The sequence below is a fragment of the Xanthomonas sp. NCPPB 3200 genome, from assembly GCF_056393585.1.
In genome coordinates, this window is sequence record NZ_CM150785.1 from 3,226,388 (window position 1) to 3,246,287 (window position 19,900).

At 65.6% G+C, this 19,900-nt stretch carries 17 protein-coding genes; 6 read left to right on the forward strand and 11 right to left on the reverse strand.

Features of this window, described 5'->3' with window-relative positions:
* Window positions 1-18: 18 nt before the first annotated feature.
* The gene (locus AC06DU_RS14040; RefSeq protein ID WP_047124809.1) at window positions 19-480 is read left to right on the forward strand and encodes a hypothetical protein; all 462 of its coding nucleotides are present in this window, start codon (window positions 19-21) and stop codon (window positions 478-480) included.
* A 91-nt stretch (window positions 481-571) separates the two neighbouring features.
* Here AC06DU_RS14040 and AC06DU_RS14045 read toward each other — a convergent pair whose 3' ends face one another.
* Together AC06DU_RS14045 and AC06DU_RS14050 are read right to left on the reverse strand one after the other, a co-directional pair.
* Complete coding sequence (locus AC06DU_RS14045; RefSeq protein WP_478202670.1) at window positions 572-1,003, reverse strand: OsmC family protein; 432 nt, start codon at window positions 1,001-1,003, stop codon at window positions 572-574.
* Between the two features lie 34 nt (window positions 1,004-1,037).
* Complete coding sequence (locus tag AC06DU_RS14050; RefSeq protein ID WP_434981911.1) at window positions 1,038-1,895, reverse strand: pirin family protein; 858 nt, start codon at window positions 1,893-1,895, stop codon at window positions 1,038-1,040.
* A 229-nt stretch (window positions 1,896-2,124) separates the two neighbouring features.
* On the opposite strand from AC06DU_RS14050, the gene AC06DU_RS14055 reads away from it, so the two are divergent.
* Together AC06DU_RS14055 and AC06DU_RS14060 are read left to right on the forward strand one after the other, a co-directional pair.
* On the forward strand, window positions 2,125-4,197 hold the full coding sequence (locus tag AC06DU_RS14055) for a carbon starvation CstA family protein (RefSeq protein WP_054592997.1): 2,073 nt from the start codon (window positions 2,125-2,127) through the stop codon (window positions 4,195-4,197).
* Window positions 4,197-4,421, forward strand: a complete 225-nt coding sequence (locus AC06DU_RS14060; protein WP_016904074.1) for a YbdD/YjiX family protein — start codon at window positions 4,197-4,199, stop codon at window positions 4,419-4,421. The genes AC06DU_RS14055 and AC06DU_RS14060 overlap by 1 nt, the downstream gene beginning before the upstream one ends.
* A gap of 609 nt (window positions 4,422-5,030) precedes the next feature.
* On the opposite strand, the gene AC06DU_RS14065 is transcribed toward AC06DU_RS14060, so the two are convergent.
* Window positions 5,031-5,735 carry an HAD family hydrolase gene (locus AC06DU_RS14065; RefSeq protein ID WP_184614032.1) on the reverse strand — a complete coding sequence of 235 codons (705 nt, stop codon included), beginning with the start codon at window positions 5,733-5,735 and terminating at the stop codon, window positions 5,031-5,033.
* A 240-nt stretch (window positions 5,736-5,975) separates the two neighbouring features.
* Between AC06DU_RS14065 and AC06DU_RS14070 the strand changes: the two genes are divergently transcribed.
* Together AC06DU_RS14070 and AC06DU_RS14075 are read left to right on the forward strand one after the other, a co-directional pair.
* Window positions 5,976-6,740 carry an ankyrin repeat domain-containing protein gene (locus tag AC06DU_RS14070; RefSeq protein WP_164739558.1) on the forward strand — a complete coding sequence of 255 codons (765 nt, stop codon included), beginning with the start codon at window positions 5,976-5,978 and terminating at the stop codon, window positions 6,738-6,740.
* A 36-nt stretch (window positions 6,741-6,776) separates the two neighbouring features.
* Window positions 6,777-7,943: a Tle-like phospholipase domain-containing protein gene (locus AC06DU_RS14075; protein WP_154832369.1), complete on the forward strand. Its 1,167-nt coding sequence runs from the start codon at window positions 6,777-6,779 to the stop codon at window positions 7,941-7,943.
* A gap of 180 nt (window positions 7,944-8,123) precedes the next feature.
* Here AC06DU_RS14075 and AC06DU_RS14080 read toward each other — a convergent pair whose 3' ends face one another.
* From AC06DU_RS14080 to AC06DU_RS14115, 8 genes are all read right to left on the reverse strand, one after another.
* Entirely contained in the window at window positions 8,124-9,374 is a 1,251-nt protein-coding gene (locus AC06DU_RS14080; protein WP_478204424.1) for a DUF819 family protein, read from the reverse strand.
* A gap of 220 nt (window positions 9,375-9,594) precedes the next feature.
* The gene (locus tag AC06DU_RS14085; RefSeq protein WP_024939372.1) at window positions 9,595-9,810 is read right to left on the reverse strand and encodes a hypothetical protein; all 216 of its coding nucleotides are present in this window, start codon (window positions 9,808-9,810) and stop codon (window positions 9,595-9,597) included.
* A gap of 512 nt (window positions 9,811-10,322) precedes the next feature.
* Window positions 10,323-10,931, reverse strand: coding sequence for a nucleotidyltransferase family protein (locus tag AC06DU_RS14090; protein ID WP_167763945.1), 609 nt, complete (start codon window positions 10,929-10,931; stop codon window positions 10,323-10,325).
* Between the two features lie 754 nt (window positions 10,932-11,685).
* On the reverse strand, window positions 11,686-12,702 hold the full coding sequence (locus AC06DU_RS14095; protein ID WP_167763943.1) for an XdhC family protein: 1,017 nt from the start codon (window positions 12,700-12,702) through the stop codon (window positions 11,686-11,688).
* A complete protein-coding gene (paoC, locus tag AC06DU_RS14100; RefSeq protein WP_046343579.1) occupies window positions 12,699-14,906 on the reverse strand; it encodes an aldehyde oxidoreductase molybdenum-binding subunit PaoC in 2,208 nt (735 codons plus the stop codon). Before paoC ends, AC06DU_RS14095 begins: the two co-directional genes overlap by 4 nt.
* Window position 14,907: 1 nt before the next feature.
* Entirely contained in the window at window positions 14,908-15,858 is a 951-nt protein-coding gene (locus AC06DU_RS14105; protein WP_016904084.1) for an FAD binding domain-containing protein, read from the reverse strand.
* The gene (paoA, locus tag AC06DU_RS14110) at window positions 15,855-16,505 is read right to left on the reverse strand and encodes an aldehyde dehydrogenase iron-sulfur subunit PaoA (RefSeq protein ID WP_024939376.1); all 651 of its coding nucleotides are present in this window, start codon (window positions 16,503-16,505) and stop codon (window positions 15,855-15,857) included. Before paoA ends, AC06DU_RS14105 begins: the two co-directional genes overlap by 4 nt.
* A 552-nt stretch (window positions 16,506-17,057) precedes the next feature.
* On the reverse strand, window positions 17,058-18,065 hold the full coding sequence (locus AC06DU_RS14115) for a zinc-dependent alcohol dehydrogenase family protein (protein WP_478202671.1): 1,008 nt from the start codon (window positions 18,063-18,065) through the stop codon (window positions 17,058-17,060).
* A 272-nt stretch (window positions 18,066-18,337) separates the two neighbouring features.
* On the opposite strand from AC06DU_RS14115, the gene AC06DU_RS14120 reads away from it, so the two are divergent.
* Window positions 18,338-19,843 (forward strand): sensor domain-containing diguanylate cyclase, encoded by a 1,506-nt coding sequence (locus AC06DU_RS14120; protein WP_478202672.1) that lies wholly within the window; start codon window positions 18,338-18,340, stop codon window positions 19,841-19,843.
* Window positions 19,844-19,900: the final 57 nt, after the last annotated feature.

Below are 19,900 nucleotides of genomic sequence, written 5' to 3' on the forward strand. Positions count from 1 at the left end.
ACGCCGGGGAACACTTGAATGAAGTCCGCATCCTGTCTTGTCGGCCTGAGCCTGTTGCTGGCCGCCGCCACCGTTCACGCCCAAACCTCACCGGTCTGCCCGCCGCTGCCGCCAGCCTCCGGGCTGCAGTGGAGCGAGCTTGCAGGCGCGGACTATCTGGTCTGCAAGGCCATGACCGCCGACGGTCGCCAGGTCGTCGGGGTGATGCTGACCACCCGCGACCCGGCGATGACGCTGGCGCGCGACCGCCGCGCGGAGAAAGGCCAGATCCAGCAGGAGGATTTCTACTGGTACAAGCTCGACCTGGGCGGCCGCGAGCTGCCGGGCATGGAGTCGCGCCGCGTCACCGTGGTCGAGCTGGGCAAGAAGCGCTACGCGCAGCTATGGATCGACGGCGCCAACAGCGAGGAACTGGCCTCGATGCAGTCGCTGGTGCAGAACATGGACCTGCAGCCGGCCAGCCTGGCACTGCAGCGCTGAGGCAAGCGGTCGTGACGCGCCAGGGCCGGCTCGCCTGACGCGTTCTTTCAGGCGAGCCGGCGGAGCACCCGCATGCGGCTCGCCTGCGCTTTCAAACGCCCGCCGCCGCAGCTGACGCGTCGCCGTCGCCCTGCAATGCCGTCTCGATCCGCACCTCGCCGGTGAGCAGGCGATGGATCGGGCACTTGTCGGCCACCTCCAGCAGGCGTGCACGCTGCGCAGCGTCCAGCGCGCCTTCCAGTTCGACCTGCCGTGTGATCCGCGTGCCCGCAGCGCCGCGCTGGATGTAATGCAGATGCACATGCACCGCCGTCAACGGCCACTGCTTGCGCGCGGCCACCATCGACACCGTGATCGCGGTGCAGGCACCCAGGGCACCCAACACCTGCGACTCCGGATCCGGCCCAGCGTCGGCGCCGCCATTGGCCGGCTGGGTGTCGCCGCTCCAGCTGTGCCGACCATCATGGATGCTCACGGTGTACGGCACCGCGCCGGTGCTGACACTGACGGGCCGGTCACTCATGCCGCTAACCCCACGGTAGCTGCAGCGCGCCGGCTCAAAACCGGCCTTCCTGGAAATCGACGAAGGCCTGCATCAATTCCTGCTTGGTGTTCATCACGAACGGGCCGTGCCGCATCACCGGCTCGTTGAGCGGGCGGCCCGCCACCAGGATCAGCTGCGCACCGTGCGCACCGGCCCGTAGCGTCAAGCGCTCGCCGCCGCCGAGCACCGCCAGTTCCTGCGCCGGCAGCGCACGCGCGGCATCGCTCTCGCCTACCGTCACCGCGCCTTCGAACGCATAGGCAAACGCGTTATGGCCGCTGGGCAGCACATAGTCCCAGGCCGCATCCGGTGCCAGTGCGATATCCAGGTACACCGGTTCGGTGGCCGGTTGCACGATCGGGCCACGCACCTGGCCCACTGCGCCGGCGATCACCTTGACCGTGACGCCAGGTGCCGGCTGGGCGACCGGAATGCGTTCCGGGGCGTACTCCTGGTATTTGGGGTCGGTCATCTTGTCGCGCGCCGGCAGGTTCACCCACAGCTGGAAGCCGCGCATGCGCCCGGATTCCTGCTCGGGCATTTCCGAATGGATCAACCCGCGCCCGGCGGTCATCCACTGCACGCTGCCCGGGGTCAGCAGGCCCTCGTTGCCGTGGTTGTCCTTGTGGCGCATGCGCCCGTCGAGCATGTAGGTCACCGTCTCGAAGCCGCGGTGCGGATGGCTGGGAAACCCGGCCAGATAGTCTTCGGCCTTGTCGGTGCCGAACTCGTCCAGCATCAGGAACGGGTCCAGGTCCGGCAGCTGCTGGGTGCCGATCACGCGGGTCAGCTTGACTCCGGCGCCGTCGGAGGCGGGCATGCCACGGATGGTGCGCAGCACGTGCGCCGCTGCGGTGGTGGTGGTGCTCATCGACCTCTCCCTGCGTGAATGACTGGCTCGAATAATGGATGCAGCCGGCACGCGGCCCAACCGCGACCGGCGCAACCGATCGTTCCAAAACCCGCCGGCGCCGCCGCGCGATCCGGCAGGCGGCGCCAAGACGCTCTACAACTAAAGTTTTACCCCGGCCCGGAACGGCACCATTGACCCCGGGCGGGCAGAGGGTGACCCTTGGGTGAATCGTTCCTGAGGGGCATGCATGAAAGGGTTCTCGAAGCTGGCCTGGGGCGCGCTGGCGCTGCTGGCCGCGTTCTGTCTGGGCACCGTGGCGCTACGCCGTGGCGAACACATCAACGCGTTGTGGATCGTGGTGGCGGCGGTGTCGATCTATCTGATCGCCTACCGGTTCTACAGCCTGTTCATCGCCGACAAGGTGATGCAGCTGGACGTCACCCGCGCCACGCCCGCGGTGGCCAACAACGACGGCCTGGACTACGTGCCCACCAACAAGCACGTGCTGTTCGGCCATCATTTCGCCGCGATCGCCGGTGCCGGGCCCCTGGTCGGCCCGGTGCTTGCCGCACAGATGGGCTACCTGCCCGGCCTGCTGTGGCTGGTGGTCGGCGTGGTGTTCGCCGGCGCGGTGCAGGACTTCGTGGTGCTGTTCCTGTCCAGCCGCCGCAACGGCCGCTCGCTGGGCGATCTGGTGCGCGAGGAAATGGGCCAGGTGCCCGGCACCATCGCCTTGTTCGGCGCCTTCCTGATCATGATCATCATCCTGGCGGTGCTGGCGATGGTGGTGGTCAAGGCGCTGGCGGAAAGTCCGTGGGGCATGTTCACCGTCATCGCCACAATGCCGATCGCGCTGATGATGGGCGTGTACATGCGCTACATCCGGGTCGGCAAGATCGGCGAGATCTCGGTGGTCGGCCTGATCCTGCTGCTGGGCGCGATCTGGCTGGGCGGCAAGGTCGCAGCGGATCCGAGCTGGGGCCCGGCATTCACCTTCACCGCCAAGCAGATCACCTGGATGCTGATCGGCTACGGCTTCGTGGCGTCGGTGTTGCCGGTATGGCTGCTGCTGGCGCCGCGCGATTACCTGTCCACCTTCCTCAAGATCGGCACGATCCTGGCGCTGGCGATCGGCATCCTGGTGGTCATGCCGGATCTGAAGATGCCGGCACTGACCCAGTTCGCTTCCACCGGCGACGGCCCGGTCTGGAAGGGCGGCATCTTCCCGTTCCTGTTCATCACCATCGCCTGCGGCGCGGTTTCCGGTTTCCATGCGCTGATTGCCTCGGGCACCACCCCCAAGCTGCTCGCCAATGAAGGCCACATGCGCTACATCGGCTACGGCGGCATGTTGATGGAATCGTTCGTGGCGGTGATGGCGCTGGTGGCCGCATCGATCATCGAGCCGGGCATCTACTTCGCCATGAACAGCCCCGCTTCGCTGGTCGGCAGCGACACGGTGGCGGTGGCGGCCAAGGTGTCCGAATGGGGCTTTGCGATCACGCCGGAGGTGCTGGAAGCCACGGCGCGCGACATCGGCGAGCACAGCATCCTGGCACGCGCCGGTGGTGCGCCCACCCTGGCGGTGGGCATCGCGCAGATCCTGCACCAGCTGCTGCCGGGCGAAGACACCATGGCATTCTGGTACCACTTCGCGATCCTGTTCGAAGCACTGTTCATCCTGACCGCCGTGGATGCGGGGACGCGTGCGGGCCGCTTCATGCTGCAGGACCTGCTGGGCAACTTCATCCCGGCGCTGAAGAAGACCGAATCGTGGGCGGCCAACATCATCGCCACCGCCGGTTGCGTGGCGTTGTGGGGCTACCTGCTGTACACCGGCGTGATCGACCCATTCGGCGGCATCCAGACCCTGTGGCCGTTGTTCGGCATCTCCAACCAGATGCTGGCCGGGATCGCACTGATGCTGGGCACGGTGGTGCTGTTCAAGATGAAGCGCGACCGTTACGCCTGGGTCACCCTGGTGCCGGCGGTGTGGCTGCTGATCTGCACCACCTATGCGGGGCTGATCAAGATCTTCGACAGCAACCCGGCGCAGGGCTTCCTGGCGCAGGCGCACAAGTACCAGGACGCCATCGCCAGCAACACCATCACCGCGCCGGCCAAGACGGTGGCGCAGATGCAGCAGATCGTCACCAATGCCTACGTCAATACCGGGCTGACCGTGCTGTTCCTGTTCGTGGTGGGTTCGATCCTGATCTACGCAATCAAGACCATCGTGATTGCGCGCCGCAATCCGCAACGTAGCGACCGCGAAACCCCGTACGTGGCCTTGCAGCCACACCAGATGGCGGATCTGTAATGGGCACCCAACTCGTTCTCGCCAGCCAATACCAGGTGCATCGCCGCATCTGGCGGCGCCTGATCCAGACCGCACGCCTGTGCTGCGGCATTCCCGATTACGACAACTACGTGCGCCACATGCTGGAAAAACACCCCGACAAACCGGTGATGGACTACCCCACCTTCTTCCGCGAGCGCCAGGACGCGCGTTACGGCGGCAAGAGCGGGTTTCGCTGCTGCTGACCGGATGATCGGATAGGTGGCGAGTCGGAACGCAACAGGGCGCGATTCGCATCGCGCCCTGTTGCGTTGATGGCTTGGGGTTGGCGACAGGATTCTTGCCCGCTCACCATCGCGGGACATATCGCAAGGTAGAGCGGCTGATCTGCGGCTTTGCGGATGGATCAGTTGTAGAGCGTGTGTCTGTGGCTTGGCTGCAGGGCCCTTGCCCGCCCACCCTCGCGGGACACGCCGCAAGGCAGAGCAGCTGATCTGCGGCTTTGCGGATAGATCAGTTGTAGAGCGGTGTGTCTGCGACTTGGCTGCAAGGCCCTTGCCCGCCCACCGTCGCAGGACACGCCGCAAGTACGTCCGTGTAGGCTCTTACGCGGCATCCATGCCGCGTCAGGTCCCGCGACGGTGGCCGGGCAAGGACCAGTCGAGAGAGTCGGTGTGCGTGGTTGCAAGCAGTGCATGAGGTGCATTGGTCGGATCGGTGTGCGTCGACCAGCGTCTCACCACCCCTCTGTCATTGCAGGTCGATTGCACGGTCCGGCCCAGTCGGTTGCAGAACGGGAGGGCTGCGATTGCGCCACCATCGACACTGCGTCCAAGACGTCCTGCCGGCAGCCCTCAGCCAGCGCGTTTTTGCGCCAGCCGCTCGAACAACGCAGGCAGCTCGCGCATATCGTCGAACACCGCCAGCACACCGATGCGACGCAGGGTGTCGGCGTGGCCCTGCGGAATATGGCTGGCGCCGGTAAACCCCAGCACCTGCATGCCGGCCGCCAATGCGGCAGTCGCACCGGTGGGGCTGTCTTCGATCACCAGGCAGCGCTCCGGCGCAACGCCCAGGGTGCGTGCGGCCAACAGATAGACATCCGGCGCCGGCTTGGGCCGCTCCACCATGTCGGCACTGAAGATGTGCCCCGCCGCGCGTGCGGTGAGCCCTACCCGCTCGACCGAGGCAATCACATTGTGGCGGCGGCTGTTGGAAGCCACCGCCAGCGGCAACGGAATCTGCTCCAACGCGTCACGCACGCCGGCAATCGGCTGTACCTCGGCCTTGATCAAGGCTTCGCTGCGCGCCTGGATCTGTGCCAGCAAGGTCTCCGGCAGCCTTACTGCGAAGTGTTCCTGCACGCGTAGCAATACCTCGCGCGTGGTCTGCCCGAACGTTGTGCCGAGCAGTTGCTCCAACGCCTCGGCCGGCACGAAGGTCGCCAGCGCCTCGCGCATCACCCGGTCGGCCAATATTTCGCTGTCGACAAGCACGCCATCGCAATCGCTGATCAGTAATTCGTAGACCATTGCACCCATCTGCTCGCAAAGCACCATTATGCCGGCCGCGTTGTGACCGTTGGCTGTGGCGGAGTGCATGCGCGCGTGAGACTCGTCGTGATGCATCGGCGACATGCAGATACCACGACGACAAACGGCCTCAACAAGCGAAACCTGCGGCGCCGGCATGTCACAAAATCTTACCGCGCGTCGTCCAGGCAGCTGGTAGGATCGGCCCGGCTGCGGAAGGACACACCGCAGTGCCACCAGGAATGCGATCAGGAGAAGGAGATTTCGATGCAGACGCGATTCCCCACCCTGCTCGTTCTTGCGACCTCGTTTTTCGCGGTCTCATGCACCGCCTCGCCCGGTGCCAAGGAGCAAACCACCATGTCAGCTACGCTGCAGGACCACACCGTCGCCTTCCGCGACCCCGGCCTGACCGATATCGCCAACGCCATCGCGCACGGTGATGTCGCCCGAATCCGCACACTCGCACCGACAGTCGATCTCGCCGCACACGGCGACCAGAACGTCACCTTGCTCGAGTGGGCGATCTGGAACGAACAACCCCGTGCCCTTGCGGCATTGCTCGATGCCGGCGCAGATCCGTCGTTGCCGGGCATGGACCAGGAAACGGTCGTGCATATGGCGGCCATGGCGAAGGATGCGGAATATCTGAACATCCTTTTGCAGCACAAGGCGCCGGTCGATGTGGTCAGCGCGCGCGCCGGGTGGACGCCGTTGTTCCGCGCCGTGCAGAGCAAGCGCGATGCGCAGATCGCGTTGTTGATCGAAGCAGGCGCCGATCTACAGCGCGTCGACAATACCGGCAACAGCGTGCTGCACCTGGCCGCACAAAGCGGCGCGGCAAGCCCGGCAGTGCTGCAATTGCTCGAGGCCGGGGTGGATCCCACGCTGCGCAACGCGCAACAGAAGACCTTCCAGGCGTATTTCTTCACCACCCCGGACCGCCTGCTCAATGCCGCCGGCCAGCAAGCCAGGTCGGACGTGCGCGCGTGGTTGAGCGCCCACAACATTCCCGTGGAAAGCAGCCGCTAAGCGGGCTTTTCGCACGACGAACGCAAGGAGCCGCGCATGAGCCCGTCAAATTCCTCGTCCACCCCATTCGCTGAGTCGATGCGTGGACAGCAACCGCAGCCGGAAGACCGCCAGTTCCCCGCGCTGCTGCAAGACCTCTATGCCACTGCCTCGCAGCGACGCGAAGGCGGCGCCGAAACCTTTGCGCCGCTGCCCAACGGCTGGACGCGCATGGACGACAGCACGCTGCAACGGGCGGGCATCGACCCCGGCCTGCTGCACGATGCCAAGAGCGGCTTCGATGCCGCGTTCTACCGCAACGAACAGGGCCAGGTGGTACTCGGCTTCTGCGGCACCGACGAAGGCAAGGACTGGAAGCACAATCTTGGCCAGGGCCTGGGCTTCGACGACGCGCAATACGCGTCTGCCATCCAGCTCGGCAGCCAGGCCAAGCAGGCGTTCGGCGACCAGGTGGTGATCTCGGGGCATTCGCTCGGCGGCGGCCTGGCGGCCGCGTCGGCGATGGTCAACGACATCCCCGCCGTGACCTACAACGCCGCCGGCGTCAACGACCGCACGCTGGAACGCCAGGGCCTGGATGCCTCGGCAGCCAAGGACTACGCCAGCAGCGAGTTGATCCGCGGCTACCACGTCAAGAACGAGATCCTCACCCATCTGCAGGAAGACAGCATTCCGCTGAAGTGGGCGATGCCCAATGCGGCCGGGCATCAGATCGAGCTGCCGGAACCGGACCCATTGTCGTTCGGGAGACGCCTGGTGCCGGGCATGATGTTGAAGCATCGCCTGGACCTGCACGGCATGGACTCGGTGATGAAGGCACAGGAGATGCAATCGCCCGGGCAGGCGCAAGGTGCAGGCAGCCAGTTGTTCAACGACGCGGTGGTGCGCCTCGACGGCCAGCGCGAACGCCTGGGCCTGCGTGACGACACCGCGTTTCTCAACACCGCCGCCAGCGTGGCCGCGCGTGCGAGCAGCGACGGCCTGCAGCGGATCGACCACCTGGTGCCCAACCGCGACGGCGACAGCCTGATTGCGGTGCAAGGCCGGATGGACGACCCGGCGCATCTGCGTAGCCATGTGCAGACTGCCTCGGCGGCCAACGAGCCGGCGCACGGCAATGTCGATCAGCTGCAGCAGCACAATCAGCAGCAGTCGCAGCAAAGCACGCAGCAGGAAGCGCAGCGGCGCGGCCTTCAGCAGTAATCATGACCGGGCACTGGCGCTGGCCAGCGCCCGCCTCGAGGTGGCTGACGACAGCTCCAAGTGCTCGTCGAAGGGATACAGCCGGTGCAGCCGGCACTGCGGCAATGCGTGATACCGCGCCCCCGGCACGTCCTGCCACACCTTCCCGACGACGACGCCCCCCGACCGTGCGACGGTCGGTCAGCCCGCTCCCGCCATCGCGCGCAAGGTGATGCCGACCAGATAGGCCAGATAGGTGCCGGTGGCGTAGCCCATCGTGCCCAGCAGCACGCCGACCGGGGCCAGGGCCGGGTGGAACGCGGCGGCCACCACCGGTGCCGAGGCCGGCCCACCGATATTGGATTGCGAGCCGATCGCGAAATAGAAGAATGGCACCCGCAACAGGCGGCCCAGGCCCCACAGCAACCCGATATGCACCGCGATCCAGATCAGCCCGAGCAGGAACAGCCAGGGCCGGTCCAGCAGCGCCAGCAGATCCATCTGCATGCCGATGCAGGCGATCAGGAAATACAGCAGCAGTGAACCGACCTTGGAGGCCCCGGCCCCTTCCAGCGTGCGCGCGCGGGTGAAGCTCAGCAGCAAGCCGATGCTGGTTGCCAGCACCACCACCCACACGAACGGCGTGTCCAGGCTGAACTGGCTGGACCAGCGCAGCTTGGCCTTGCACCACGCAGCCAGCGGACTGGCCAGCGCGTGCGCCAGCCCGACCCCGCCGAACGCCACCGCCACGATCACCATCAGGTCGGCCAGGCTGGGAATGCGCGCGTGTTCGGCCTGGAACCGCGCCATGCGCTCCTGCAGCGCATCCAGCGCGCGGGTATCGGCGCCGCTGCGCGCATCAATGCTGCGCGCGCGCCCGGCCAGGAAGATCAGCGCCGCCATCCACACATAACCGACGCCCACATCCACCACTGCAAACTGCCCGAAGGTGGTGGCATCCACATCGAACACCTCGCGCATCGCCAGCATGTTGGCCCCACCGCCGATCCAGCTGCCCGCCAGTGCCGCCATGCCCGCCCAGGTGTCGCCGGCGACGGTCGCCGGGTGCAGCCATCGCATCACCCAGAACGCCACCACCGCGCCCAGCATGATGCTCAGTGACGAACCCAGGTACATGGCGACCAGCTTGGGCCCCAGCCCCAGGATGGCGCGCAGGTCGATGCTCAGCGTGAGCAGGATCAGCGCGGCCGGCAACAGCACGTCGCGCGCGATCGGGTTGTACAGGCGGGTATTGGCACCGTCGATCAGGCCGACGGTGTTGTAGATGCCCGGCAGCAGGTAACACAGCAGCAGCGCCGGCACCACGGCGTAGAAGCGTCGCCAGACCCCCCGCTCGCGCGAGGAGGTCCAGAACACCGCTCCCAGCGTGGCGGCGATCAGGCCGAAGACCACGATATCGTTTTGGATCAAGGCAGAACCGGCGGCATTCACTAGGGGCGACATTCTCGACAGGGGCCGCCAAGGTGCGGATCGCAGCAAGAATGGCCGATCGGTCGTGTCCAGTCGACTGGATCCGCAGGCGACTCCCGGCGTGACTGCAAGGCCGCCGGCTGGCGCACTGCGCTAGGGTTGCCGAGTGCATGTGGTCGGCCACCCTGCCCGGCCGGATCGTCAGCGTCTCCCTTGCGCTTCCTGCAAGCGGCCGGCTCGGTCAGCCGTAGCGACGCACCACGCGCTCGCCTTCGGCGGTCTTCAACACCACGCCGCTGGGCTGACCGGTGGTCATGCAATGCAGCTTGGCCATCAATTCGGCATTTTCCAGCGCGCCCTGCTCGCGCAGATAACGCAGCGGCGACCACTGCGGCCGGGTCACCCACCAACCGCCCTGTTCGGGATGAATACGCACAACATAACGGGACTCGTCCATCAGGGCCTCCGGCCGGCAGATGCAGCGGTACAACGACGGAAGTGGGCAGCGCGCAATGGCGCAGCCCACCAGCGATGGGAGTGCCGGGGTCCCGTTCGGGATGCCGGCGCGCCCTTACTCAAGGGGCCGCGGGAGAGTGGCCTAGGGCCCCGCGTCCGGCATAGCCAGCATGTCTTTTTGCTAATGCCAACGCCGTCGGGCGGACACTGGCATGAAGGTAGGAAAATTCTTACGTGACACCGATCGAAGCTGGCGCTAAATTCGCGCTCGAGCGGCGACCAGACGTCGCGGCTGGCCGTCAACGAGCGCAGACGGCGCGGGGGAATTCGTCGCTCTTGAAGATGCCTCGGGGGAGGGGTCGCATGCATCTGCTCAGGAAGTTCCAGTTTCCGGTCAAGACCGCGATGGTGGTGGGCTATGTCCTGGTGATCAGGGAAGCGCTCGTGCTGTGGTCGTGAGACAACCTAGCCCCCAGGCTGCCGGATAGCGCGTCAAGCACCCGTCACGGTGTCTCAATCCGCATCCACCCAGCCACGCTGTTGCGCTGCGGCCAGGTCGGCGGGCGTGTCCACGTCCAGCGCGAGCGCCGGAGCGCTGACGCAACCCAAGCTCTGCACGTCCAGGCCGGCGAACAAGCCGCGCAGGCCGCTGTCGCCGTGGAGCGGCACGTCGGCCCAGGCCGCATGGGTGACCACCGCCGGGATACCACGCACACCGGCGTACCCGCTGGTGGCGCATCCGGATGCGGCCCGGTCCGCTTCTTCCAGCAAGGCGCGCAGATGCGGCGTATCCAGCGCGGGCTGGTCGCAGCCCAGGATCAGGCTGCGCCTCAGCGACGTATCGTCCTGCACATGCTGGCGCAGCGCCGCCAGGCTGGAGCCCATGCCGGCCGCCCAGTCGGCATGACGTAGCACTTCCACCTCCAGACCTTGCAGGACCTCGCTCAATGCGTCGGCATCGGCGCCCAGCACCACCACGCAGCGGCGCGGCGCCGTCTGTAGCGCGATGCGTGCGAAGCGCCGCAACAACGGTTCGCCGTCGCGCAACAGCAATTGTTTGGAACGCCCTAGCCGACGTCCTGCACCCGCGGCGAGCAGCAGCGCAACGTGATCGCTGCTCATGCGTCCGATGCCATGGCGCGCGGCGAACGATGGCGCGACGTGCGCAAGGTCGGGCACACATCGACGAGCGCACTGCCCCGGGCCTGGATGAGATGACCGGCGATAAAAGGCGATGTCAATCGAGCTGCGTCGCAAGAGACGTCGTCGTAGTGATCAAGTAATTCGGTCATGGCGACGTGGCGTGCATATTGGGGATGCGCCAGCCTAAAGAGGTAACTGTGCGCGCGGAGTGACTAAATGCAACGCATTCTCCGATCCAGGGAATGACGCTTTCCGACGTCTACCACCCGACCGTTGCGCATTGCACTGCTGCGCCAGCATGACGAAGACCAGCATGACGAAGAAATGTGCGGAGCTGCGGTAACGCTGCGATCACGACGGCAGCGACTGATTACCAGCATTGGATGGCGCAATTACCGGCAGAAGCGCGGATCACAAGCGCATGCCTTAAAAGGCATATCAAAAATTACTTACCCTCCAGACGGATACTTTTCAGCACCAGAAACTTCATCGACAACCACGCATCCACCCTGCTAGCGACTGCACATTGAAATTCGTATCGAAGTTAATGCAAACGCGCGATTGCAGTGCCCTGCCCGTTCTCACAGCGACAGGGCTCGGAGTGGCTAACGGAACGTAGCGAGCGGTCGTCAAGCCGATGCGGATGGCGCCAAGCAATCGCAGTATGAGTGGTACCTACGATTACTGTCCGCGCTCTGCATGGCGGTGAGCGCCGCCGTCTTGGTGGCCGTTCCTAGCCAGCCAACGCAGCAGCAGCCTGCCCATCGGCGACCGCCTGGGTGGCTTCGGCAATGATGCCCAGTGCAATCGTATGCGGGGAGGAGCGCCCCATACGCCAGCCCGCCGGCAACCGCAATCTGGCCAGCGCGGCATCGTCATAGCCGAGCGCACGCAGTGCCTGCAGGCGTGCTTCCCGCTTCTGGCGGCTGCCCAGGATGCCGATGCAGGCAGCCCTGGAGGCGAGCCCGCGGCAGGCGACCTGCAGGTCGCTGTCGCCGTCATGTGCGAGGCTGTAGAGCGCCGTGTCCGCATCCAGATGCAGGTCCTGCAGCGCGTCGCCCAATGCACGTCGATCGTAATGGTCGGCGGCCAAGCCGGGCGGTGGTTCGCTGGGACCATGCGGCCGCAGCACGCGTACCTCGATACCCATCTGGCTGGCCAGCGACACCAGCACCAGCAGCGCAGGATCGGCGCCGACCAACACCAGCCGCAGCGGCGGCCGGTGCGTCCGCAGGAATTCATCGGGACGCAGGTCCTGCGGGCTGACCGGGTAACGGACGGCGCCGGTGCTCCGATCCAGCGCGACATGGAACGGGCGACGATGCTGGCGCGCATTGCGCCAGCGTGCCAGATGCTCGCCCAGGTCCTGGACCGGCCAGACCAGCACACCGATACGGCCGCCGCAGCTGAGCTGGATGTCCAGCACCTGGCTGCCTTCGCCGTAGTCCAGCCAGCGCGGCATGCCATCGCGCAAGGCGGCGCTGGCCTCGTGCGCCACTGCCGCTTCCACGCAGCCGCCGGAGACGTAGCCGGCCACCCGGCCATCGGCACTGATGGCCATCTCGCTTCCCAATGGGCGCGGCGAGGAACCTTGCACGTCGATCAGCGTGGCAATGGCCACGCGCTGCCCCGCCCGATGCCAGGCGGTCAGCGTGGGCAGCAGGTCATCGTGCAGGGCATAGCTCGGCCATGCCGGCCACGCCGGCTCGGCCGGCGCTGCATGCGTGACCGGGGCCACCACCGCACTCACGCGCGCAGCAACTCGGGCAGATGCGGCAGCAGCTTGTCCAGCGTCACCGGGTAATCGCGGACGCGCACGCCGGTGGCGTTGTAGACCGCATTGGCGATCGCCGCTGCCACGCCGCAGATGCCCAGCTCGCCGACCCCCTTGGCCTTCATCGGCGACGACATCGGGTCGCTTTCTTCCAGGAAAACCACTTCCTGATGCGGGATGTCCGCATGCACCGGCACTTCGTAACCGGCCAGGTCGTGATTGACGAAGAAGCCCAGCCGCTTGTCCACCGCCAGCTCTTCCATCAGCGCCGCACCCGCGCCCATGGTCATGCCACCGATGACCTGGCTGCGCGCAGACTTGGGGTTGAGGATGCGTCCGGCCGCGCACACCGCGAGCATGCGGCGGATGCGCACCTCGGCGGTGGCGACATCCACGCCGACTTCGACAAAGTGCGCGCCGAAGGTGGACAGCTGATGTGTCTTGGACAGCTCGCCGAACTCGATCTTGTCCTCCACTACCAACGCGCCATTGGCCGCCGCATCACCCAGCGCGATGCGCTTGCCGCCGGCACGCACATGGCTGTCGGCGAATTCGGCCTTGGCCGGGTCCAGCCCCAGCTGCTTGGCGACGGCTTCGCGCAGTTTCACTGCCGCGGCATACACACCGGCTGTTGAACTGTTCGCACCCCACTGTCCACCGGAACCGGCCGAGGCGGGAAAGCTGGAATCGCCCAGGCGCACGTCCACCCAATCCAGCGGCACGCCCATCATCTCCGCAGCGGTCTGCGCAATGATGGTGTAGGAGCCGGTACCGATATCGGTCATGTCGGTTTCCACTACCACCCGGCCGCCCTGCTCCAGCCGCATGCGTGCACCGGAGGTCATCACCGGCGCGTTGCGGAACGCGGCCGCCACGCCCATGCCGACCAACCAACGCCCATCGCGGTTGCTGGCCGGCTTGGCCTTGCGCTTGGACCAGTCGAAACGCTTTGCGCCGTCTTCCAGGCACTTGACCAACTGACGCTGCGAGAACGGACGCTGCGGGTTTTCCGGATCCACCTGGGTATCGTTGACGATACGGAACTTGACCGGATCCATGTCCAGTTTCTCGGCCATCTCGTCCATGGCCACTTCCAGCGCCATCAGACCCGGCGCTTCGCCAGGCGCACGCATCGCGTTGCCTTCGGGCAGATCGAGCACCGCCAGGCGCGTGGAAATCAGCCGATTGGCACCCGCGTACAGCAGCTGGGTCTGCGCGGCCGCGATTTCCGGGCCGCCCTCGGGCAGGTCGCCGGACCAGCTCTCGTGCGCGATCGCGGTGATCTTGCCATCGCGCTGCGCACCGATACGAATGCGCTGCACGGTGGCCGGGCGGTGCGTGGTGTTATTGAAGATCAGCGGCCGCGGCAGCATCACCTTGACCGGGCGTCCGACCTGGCGCGCGGCCAGCGAGGCGAGCACCGCATCGGCACGCAGGAACAATTTGCCGCCGAAGCCGCCACCGATGTACGGCGACATCAGACGCACGTTTTCGCGCGGGATCCCCAGCGTCTTGGCCAGATCGCCCGCGCTCCAGTCGATCATCTGGTTGGAGGTCCACACGCTCAGCTTGTCGCCTTCCCACATGGCGATCGATGCGTGCGGCTCCATCATCGCGTGCGAATGATCTGGCGTGGTGTACTCGGCATCCAGCTGCACCGGCGCTGCCACAAAGGCGCTATCGAAATTGCCGACCGCACTGTTCGGCGCCCCGCCCTCCTTGGTGACCTTGGCGCCATCGCGGGCTTTTTCCAGATCGTAGGCGCCGACGTGACGACCGTAGTCGACCTTGATCAACTGGCCTGCGGCACGTGCCTGCTCGAAGGTTTCGGCCACCACCACCGCAATGGCCTGGTGGTAATGCTGGATCTCCGGGCCGCCAAGCAGTTTGGCCGTGTTGTACTTGCCTTTCTGCAACTTGCCTGCGTTTTGCGCAGTCACGATGCCGAGCACGCCCGGCGCATTGCGCGCGGCGCTCAGATCGATGCTGCGAATGCTGCCCTTGGAGATGCCGGCGCCAACGATATGGCCATAGGCGGCACGGCCAGGCAGATCGTGATGCTCGTACGCATATGGCGCCTGCCCGGTGGTCTTGAGCGGACCGTCGATACGATCGACCGGCTTGCCGACCACCTTGAGCTGGTCGATGGGATTGGTACTGGCGGGAGTGTCGAATTTCATATCAGGCCCTCGTGTCGGCCAGGATCGCGGTCAAGGTGCGCTCAACCAGCGGCAGCTTGAAGGCGTTGTGTTCGGTGGGTTGTGCGCCGTCGAGCAGCACGGAGGCAATCGCACGTGCGCCCTGGCGCGACTGTGCTTCGGCCGCCTCGCTGCGCCACGGCTTGTGGGCGACACCGCCGACGCCGACCCGCACGCTGCCGTCGCGTTGCACGACCGCCGCAACCGACACCAGGGCGAATGCGTAGGAAGCGCGATCGCGCACCTTGCGGTAGACATGCGTGCCGCCGAGCGGCTTGGGCAGGCTCACCGCGGTAATCAATTCGCCGCGTTCCAGCACCGTTTCCAGGTGCGGCGTCTTGCCAGGCGCACGGTAGAACTCGGACAACGGCAGCGCACGCGTCTGTCCATCCGGACGCACCGTTTCGACCACCGCATCCAGCACGCGCATGGCAATGGCCATGTCGCTGGGATGGGTGGCGATGCACTCCTCGCTCACGCCGATCACCGCCAGCTGCCGGTTGAAGCCACCGATCGCCGCGCAACCGCTGCCCGGCAGACGCTTGTTGCATGGCTGGTTGGTGTCGTAGAAATACGGGCAACGCGTACGTTGCAGCAGATTGCCTGCGGTGGTGGCGCGGTTGCGCAGTTGCCCCGACGCACCTGCCAGCAATGCGCGCGACAGCACGGCGTAATCGCGACGCACACGGGCATCGGCTGCCAGATCGGTATTGCGCACCAGGGCGCCAATGCGCAGGCCGCCATCGGGTGTTTCCTCGATGGTATCCAGGCTCAACCCGTTGACATCGATCAGGTGCGAGGGCGTCTCGATCTGCAGTTTCATCAGATCGAGCAGGTTTGTACCGCCAGCGATGAACTTGGCACCCGGCTGGCGTGCCGCCTTGGCCGCAGCGTCGGCGGGCGAAGTCGCACGCTCGTAGCTAAACGCCTTCATGCGCGCTCTCCCGCAACATCATTGATCGCATCGACGATGTTGGAATACGCACCGCAGCGGCAGATGTTGCCGCTCATGCGCTCCTGCAATTCCGGCGTGGTGAGCCTGGTCTTGGCAGTCAGATCGTCGGTGACATGGCTGGGGATGCCGCGCTTGACTTCGTCCAGCACCGCCACCGCCGAACAGATCTGCCCGGGCGTGCAGTAGCCGCACTGGTATCCATCGTGCTTGACGAAGGCCGCCTGCATCGGATGCAGCTTGTCCGGCGTACCCAGGCCTTCGATGGTGGTGATCTTGCCGCCCTGATGCATCACCGCCAGCGACAGGCAGGAATTCATCCGCTGCCCATCGACGATCACGGTGCAGGCGCCGCATTGGCCATGGTCGCAGCCCTTCTTGGTGCCGGTCAGATGCAGGTGTTCGCGCAGGGCATCCAGCAAGGTGGTGCGATTGTCCAGGGTCAGCGTCACCGGCTTGCCGTTGACTTCGAACGCGACCTGGCTCGATGCGTTGGCAGGCTCGACTGCCTGCCGCTGCGACATCGCATTGGCTGCAGTGGCGGCCATCGACTGGGTTGCGGCAACGCTGGCTGCCGACGCCGTGCCAGCGATCAGTACCTCGCGACGGGTCATCTTGATATCTCTCATGGCTGGCATCTCCAACAATGCTGGCTTATACAGTTCTTAAATAATGTGCAGCGCGGCCGGTCACAATCGCGTGAGCATGCGGCGAGTGTGTGCGGGCGCGAATCGGCGGTATGGCCCGATTCTAGAGGCGCTGCAGGCGGGCATTGACGGCATGGACTGCATGCGCCTATGAAACGCGCTCATCATTGTTGGAATGGGTTGCCTACTCGCTGCACAACGATCGTGTGTGCTGCTGGCAGCTCGCGTTTTGCAGCGCGCCCCAGGTTCTTGAATGGTTCGAGACCTTTACAGGTGCTGACAACGACGATGTCATCTGCGTCAGCGCACTTGCTTCCGTCTCCACCACGCGGTGCTTGTCTTCCGAATCCGGATGCGCTGTATCGAGAACATCCGGATGCGAACGACCACTCTTGAGCGACCGCCAGCGCGTGGCGATCGGCCGTCAGCCGAGTGTGGATAGCGCGGAGTTGCAGCGTGCGCGAGTGACACCTGCCGATCCCACGCAGCGGCCGCGCCCGCCTGACGGCAAACGCGGCACGTTTTCAACCGCTTCTAGAATTCCAGCACGATCTTGCCCAGATGGCCGCCTTCCTGCTGCAGCGCGAAGGCGTCGGCGATATCGTCGAGTGCGAAGGCGCGATCGATCACCGGCCGCAGCGGCAAGGCATCCAGTGCACGCACCAGCTGCTGTTGATGCGTGCGACTGCCGACCACCAGCCCCTGCAGGCGCTGCTGCCGGCCCATCATTTCCGCGGTCGGCACCGGGCCCGCGGCACCGGTCAATACGCCGATCAAGGCGATATGTCCGCCAACCCGCGCAGCGCGGATCGATTGCGCCAACGTGCCCGGCCCACCGACCTCGACCACGTGATCCACGCCACGGCCATTGGTGATCTCCAGCACCTGCGCCGACCACTCGGCATGCTGTCGATAATTGATGACATGGTCTGCGCCCAGCGCGCGCGCCTTTGCCAGTTTCTCGTCGGACGACGATGTCGCGATGACGGTGGCACCCATCGCCTTGGCGAACTGCAATGCAAAGATCGATACGCCGCCGGTGCCGAGCACCAACACGCTGTCGCCGGCCTTGAGTCCGCCGTTGACCACCAGGGCGCGCCATGCGGTGACGCCGGCCGTGGTCAGGGTCGCCGCTTCGGCATGGCTGTAGCCGGCCGGGGCGTGTGTGAACGCATGGGCGGCGGCCACCACCGCAGAGCGTGCATAGCCATCGACGCCATCGCCGGGCGTGGTGGCAAAGCCGGCATGCAGCGGCTCGCCATCCAGCCACTCGGGGAAGAAGGTGGACACCACATGATCGCCAACGGCGAATTCATCCACCTCAGGCCCGACGGCCTCGACCACGCCGGCACCGTCGGACATCGGGATACGGCCGTCAGCGGTCGGCATCTGCCCTGACACCACGCCAAGGTCATGGAAATTCAACGAGCTTGCATGCAGCCGCACCCTGATCTGACCGCGTGCCGGCTGCCCGGGGTCGGGCAGGGCAACACCATGTAATGCATTCAGGCCTGCAGGCTGAGCTAAACGAATCGCGCGCATGGGGCGCTCCTTGCTGTGATCGATCTTCGGGATAACACGCCGGGCGTTATCCGCATGCAGTCGAGCTGGCTTTGGAATCTGTTCTGGGCTCGCGATTTCGTCGCAGCATCGAGCGCGCAACGACAGCAGGCTGGACAGCAGCGCAGTCGCACGCCGGGTGAGCTGCCGTACAACGCATGAGGCATCAATCACAGATCGGCATTGCGCCACATGATGCAAACGATTCCACACGGCGCCCACGGCTAAGCTGGCACAGCGGTTGCAACACCCTGATGTCCAAACAGGTAACTCACGTGACATCACCCGGCAAGCGGCGACGGCAACGAGCACAACGCATCGCGTTGCACTTTGTGCTGAGCATTTCGTGCCTGCTGCTGCTTGGTTCGGAATACTGGTCCATCCACGACGAGCGCACGAGTGCGCTGCGTACCGCCGAAGCGCAATCGTTGAACCTCGCCAATTCGCTGGCGCAGCATGCCAGCGACACCCTGACGATCGCCGATGCCGTGCTGTCCGGACTGGTGTCGCGGGTGGAACACGACCAGGGCTCGGCCAGTGCGGGACCGGTCATGCATGACTTCCTGGTGCATGAAGCGCGTCGTTCGGACCGGCTGCATGGCATCTTCATCTATGCAGCCGACGGCGACTGGGTGAGTTCGTCACTGGACAGCACGCCCAGGAAGCACAACAACGCCGATCGCGCCTATTTCAAATATCACCGCGACCATCGCGACGCCTTGTCGCTGGTCGGGCCGCCGGTGCAGAGTCGCTCCGATGGCAGTTGGGTGCTCACCTTGAGCCGGCGCCTCAATACCCCCCGCGGCGAATTTGCCGGCGTGGTCCTGGTCACGCTGCAACTGAAGTATTTCCAGAACTACTACAGCACCTTCGAGGTCGGCCCGAACGGCACCATCGGCATGACCAATGACGACGGCATCGTGCTGGTGCGCCGGCCCGACAAACCGGGCGTGATCGGCACCTCGATCGCAGGCACCTCGATCTACGTCACCATGCGCGCGCGCAGGCACGGCACTGCCACCTATCGTTCGCCGATCGACGGCGTGGAGCGCATTTCCAGCTTTGCGCCAGCGCAGGCCTATCCATTGACCGTATTGACCGGGGTCGCCGTCGATGACGCGTTGGCCAACTGGCGGCAGTCCGTGCGCCAGCGGATCGTGATCGCCACCCTGGGATGCGCGTTGCTGCTGGGCGTCGGTATCTGGCTGGATCTGCAGTTGCGCCGCATGCATCGCAACGAGGACAAGCTCAGCTCCGAAGCCTGGATAGATGCACTCACCGGCATTGCCAACCGCCGTGCGTTCGACCACCGGCTCTCGCGTGCCTTGCAGCAGGCTGTGCATCGACAGGCGCCGCTGTCGGTGCTGATGATCGATGTCGATCATTTCAAGCTCTACAACGACACCTATGGCCACGTCAACGGTGACGCCTGCCTGTGCCTGGTCGCAGGCGCGATTGCCGGTTGCTCACGGCGCAGCGAAGACATTGCCGCGCGCTACGGCGGCGAAGAGTTCGGCATGATCCTGCCGCAGACAGATGCCGCCGGCGCACTACGGCTGGCCGACGCAATCCGCAGCGCCGTCGCCGGGCTCGGGCTGATGCACCTGTCCAGCCCGACCAGTGCACACGTCACCGTCAGCGTCGGCGTAGCGACGTTCGAACCGGGCGAAACGCCACGCACCCCGGATGCCTTCGTGCACGACGCCGACTCGGCCTTGTATCGCGCCAAGCAAAACGGCCGCGACCGGACGTCGGCGTAGCGCAACTGGCAGTAAGAACTGCCCGTAACGTCAGGTGGGCGCGGCCCATGTCCGGAA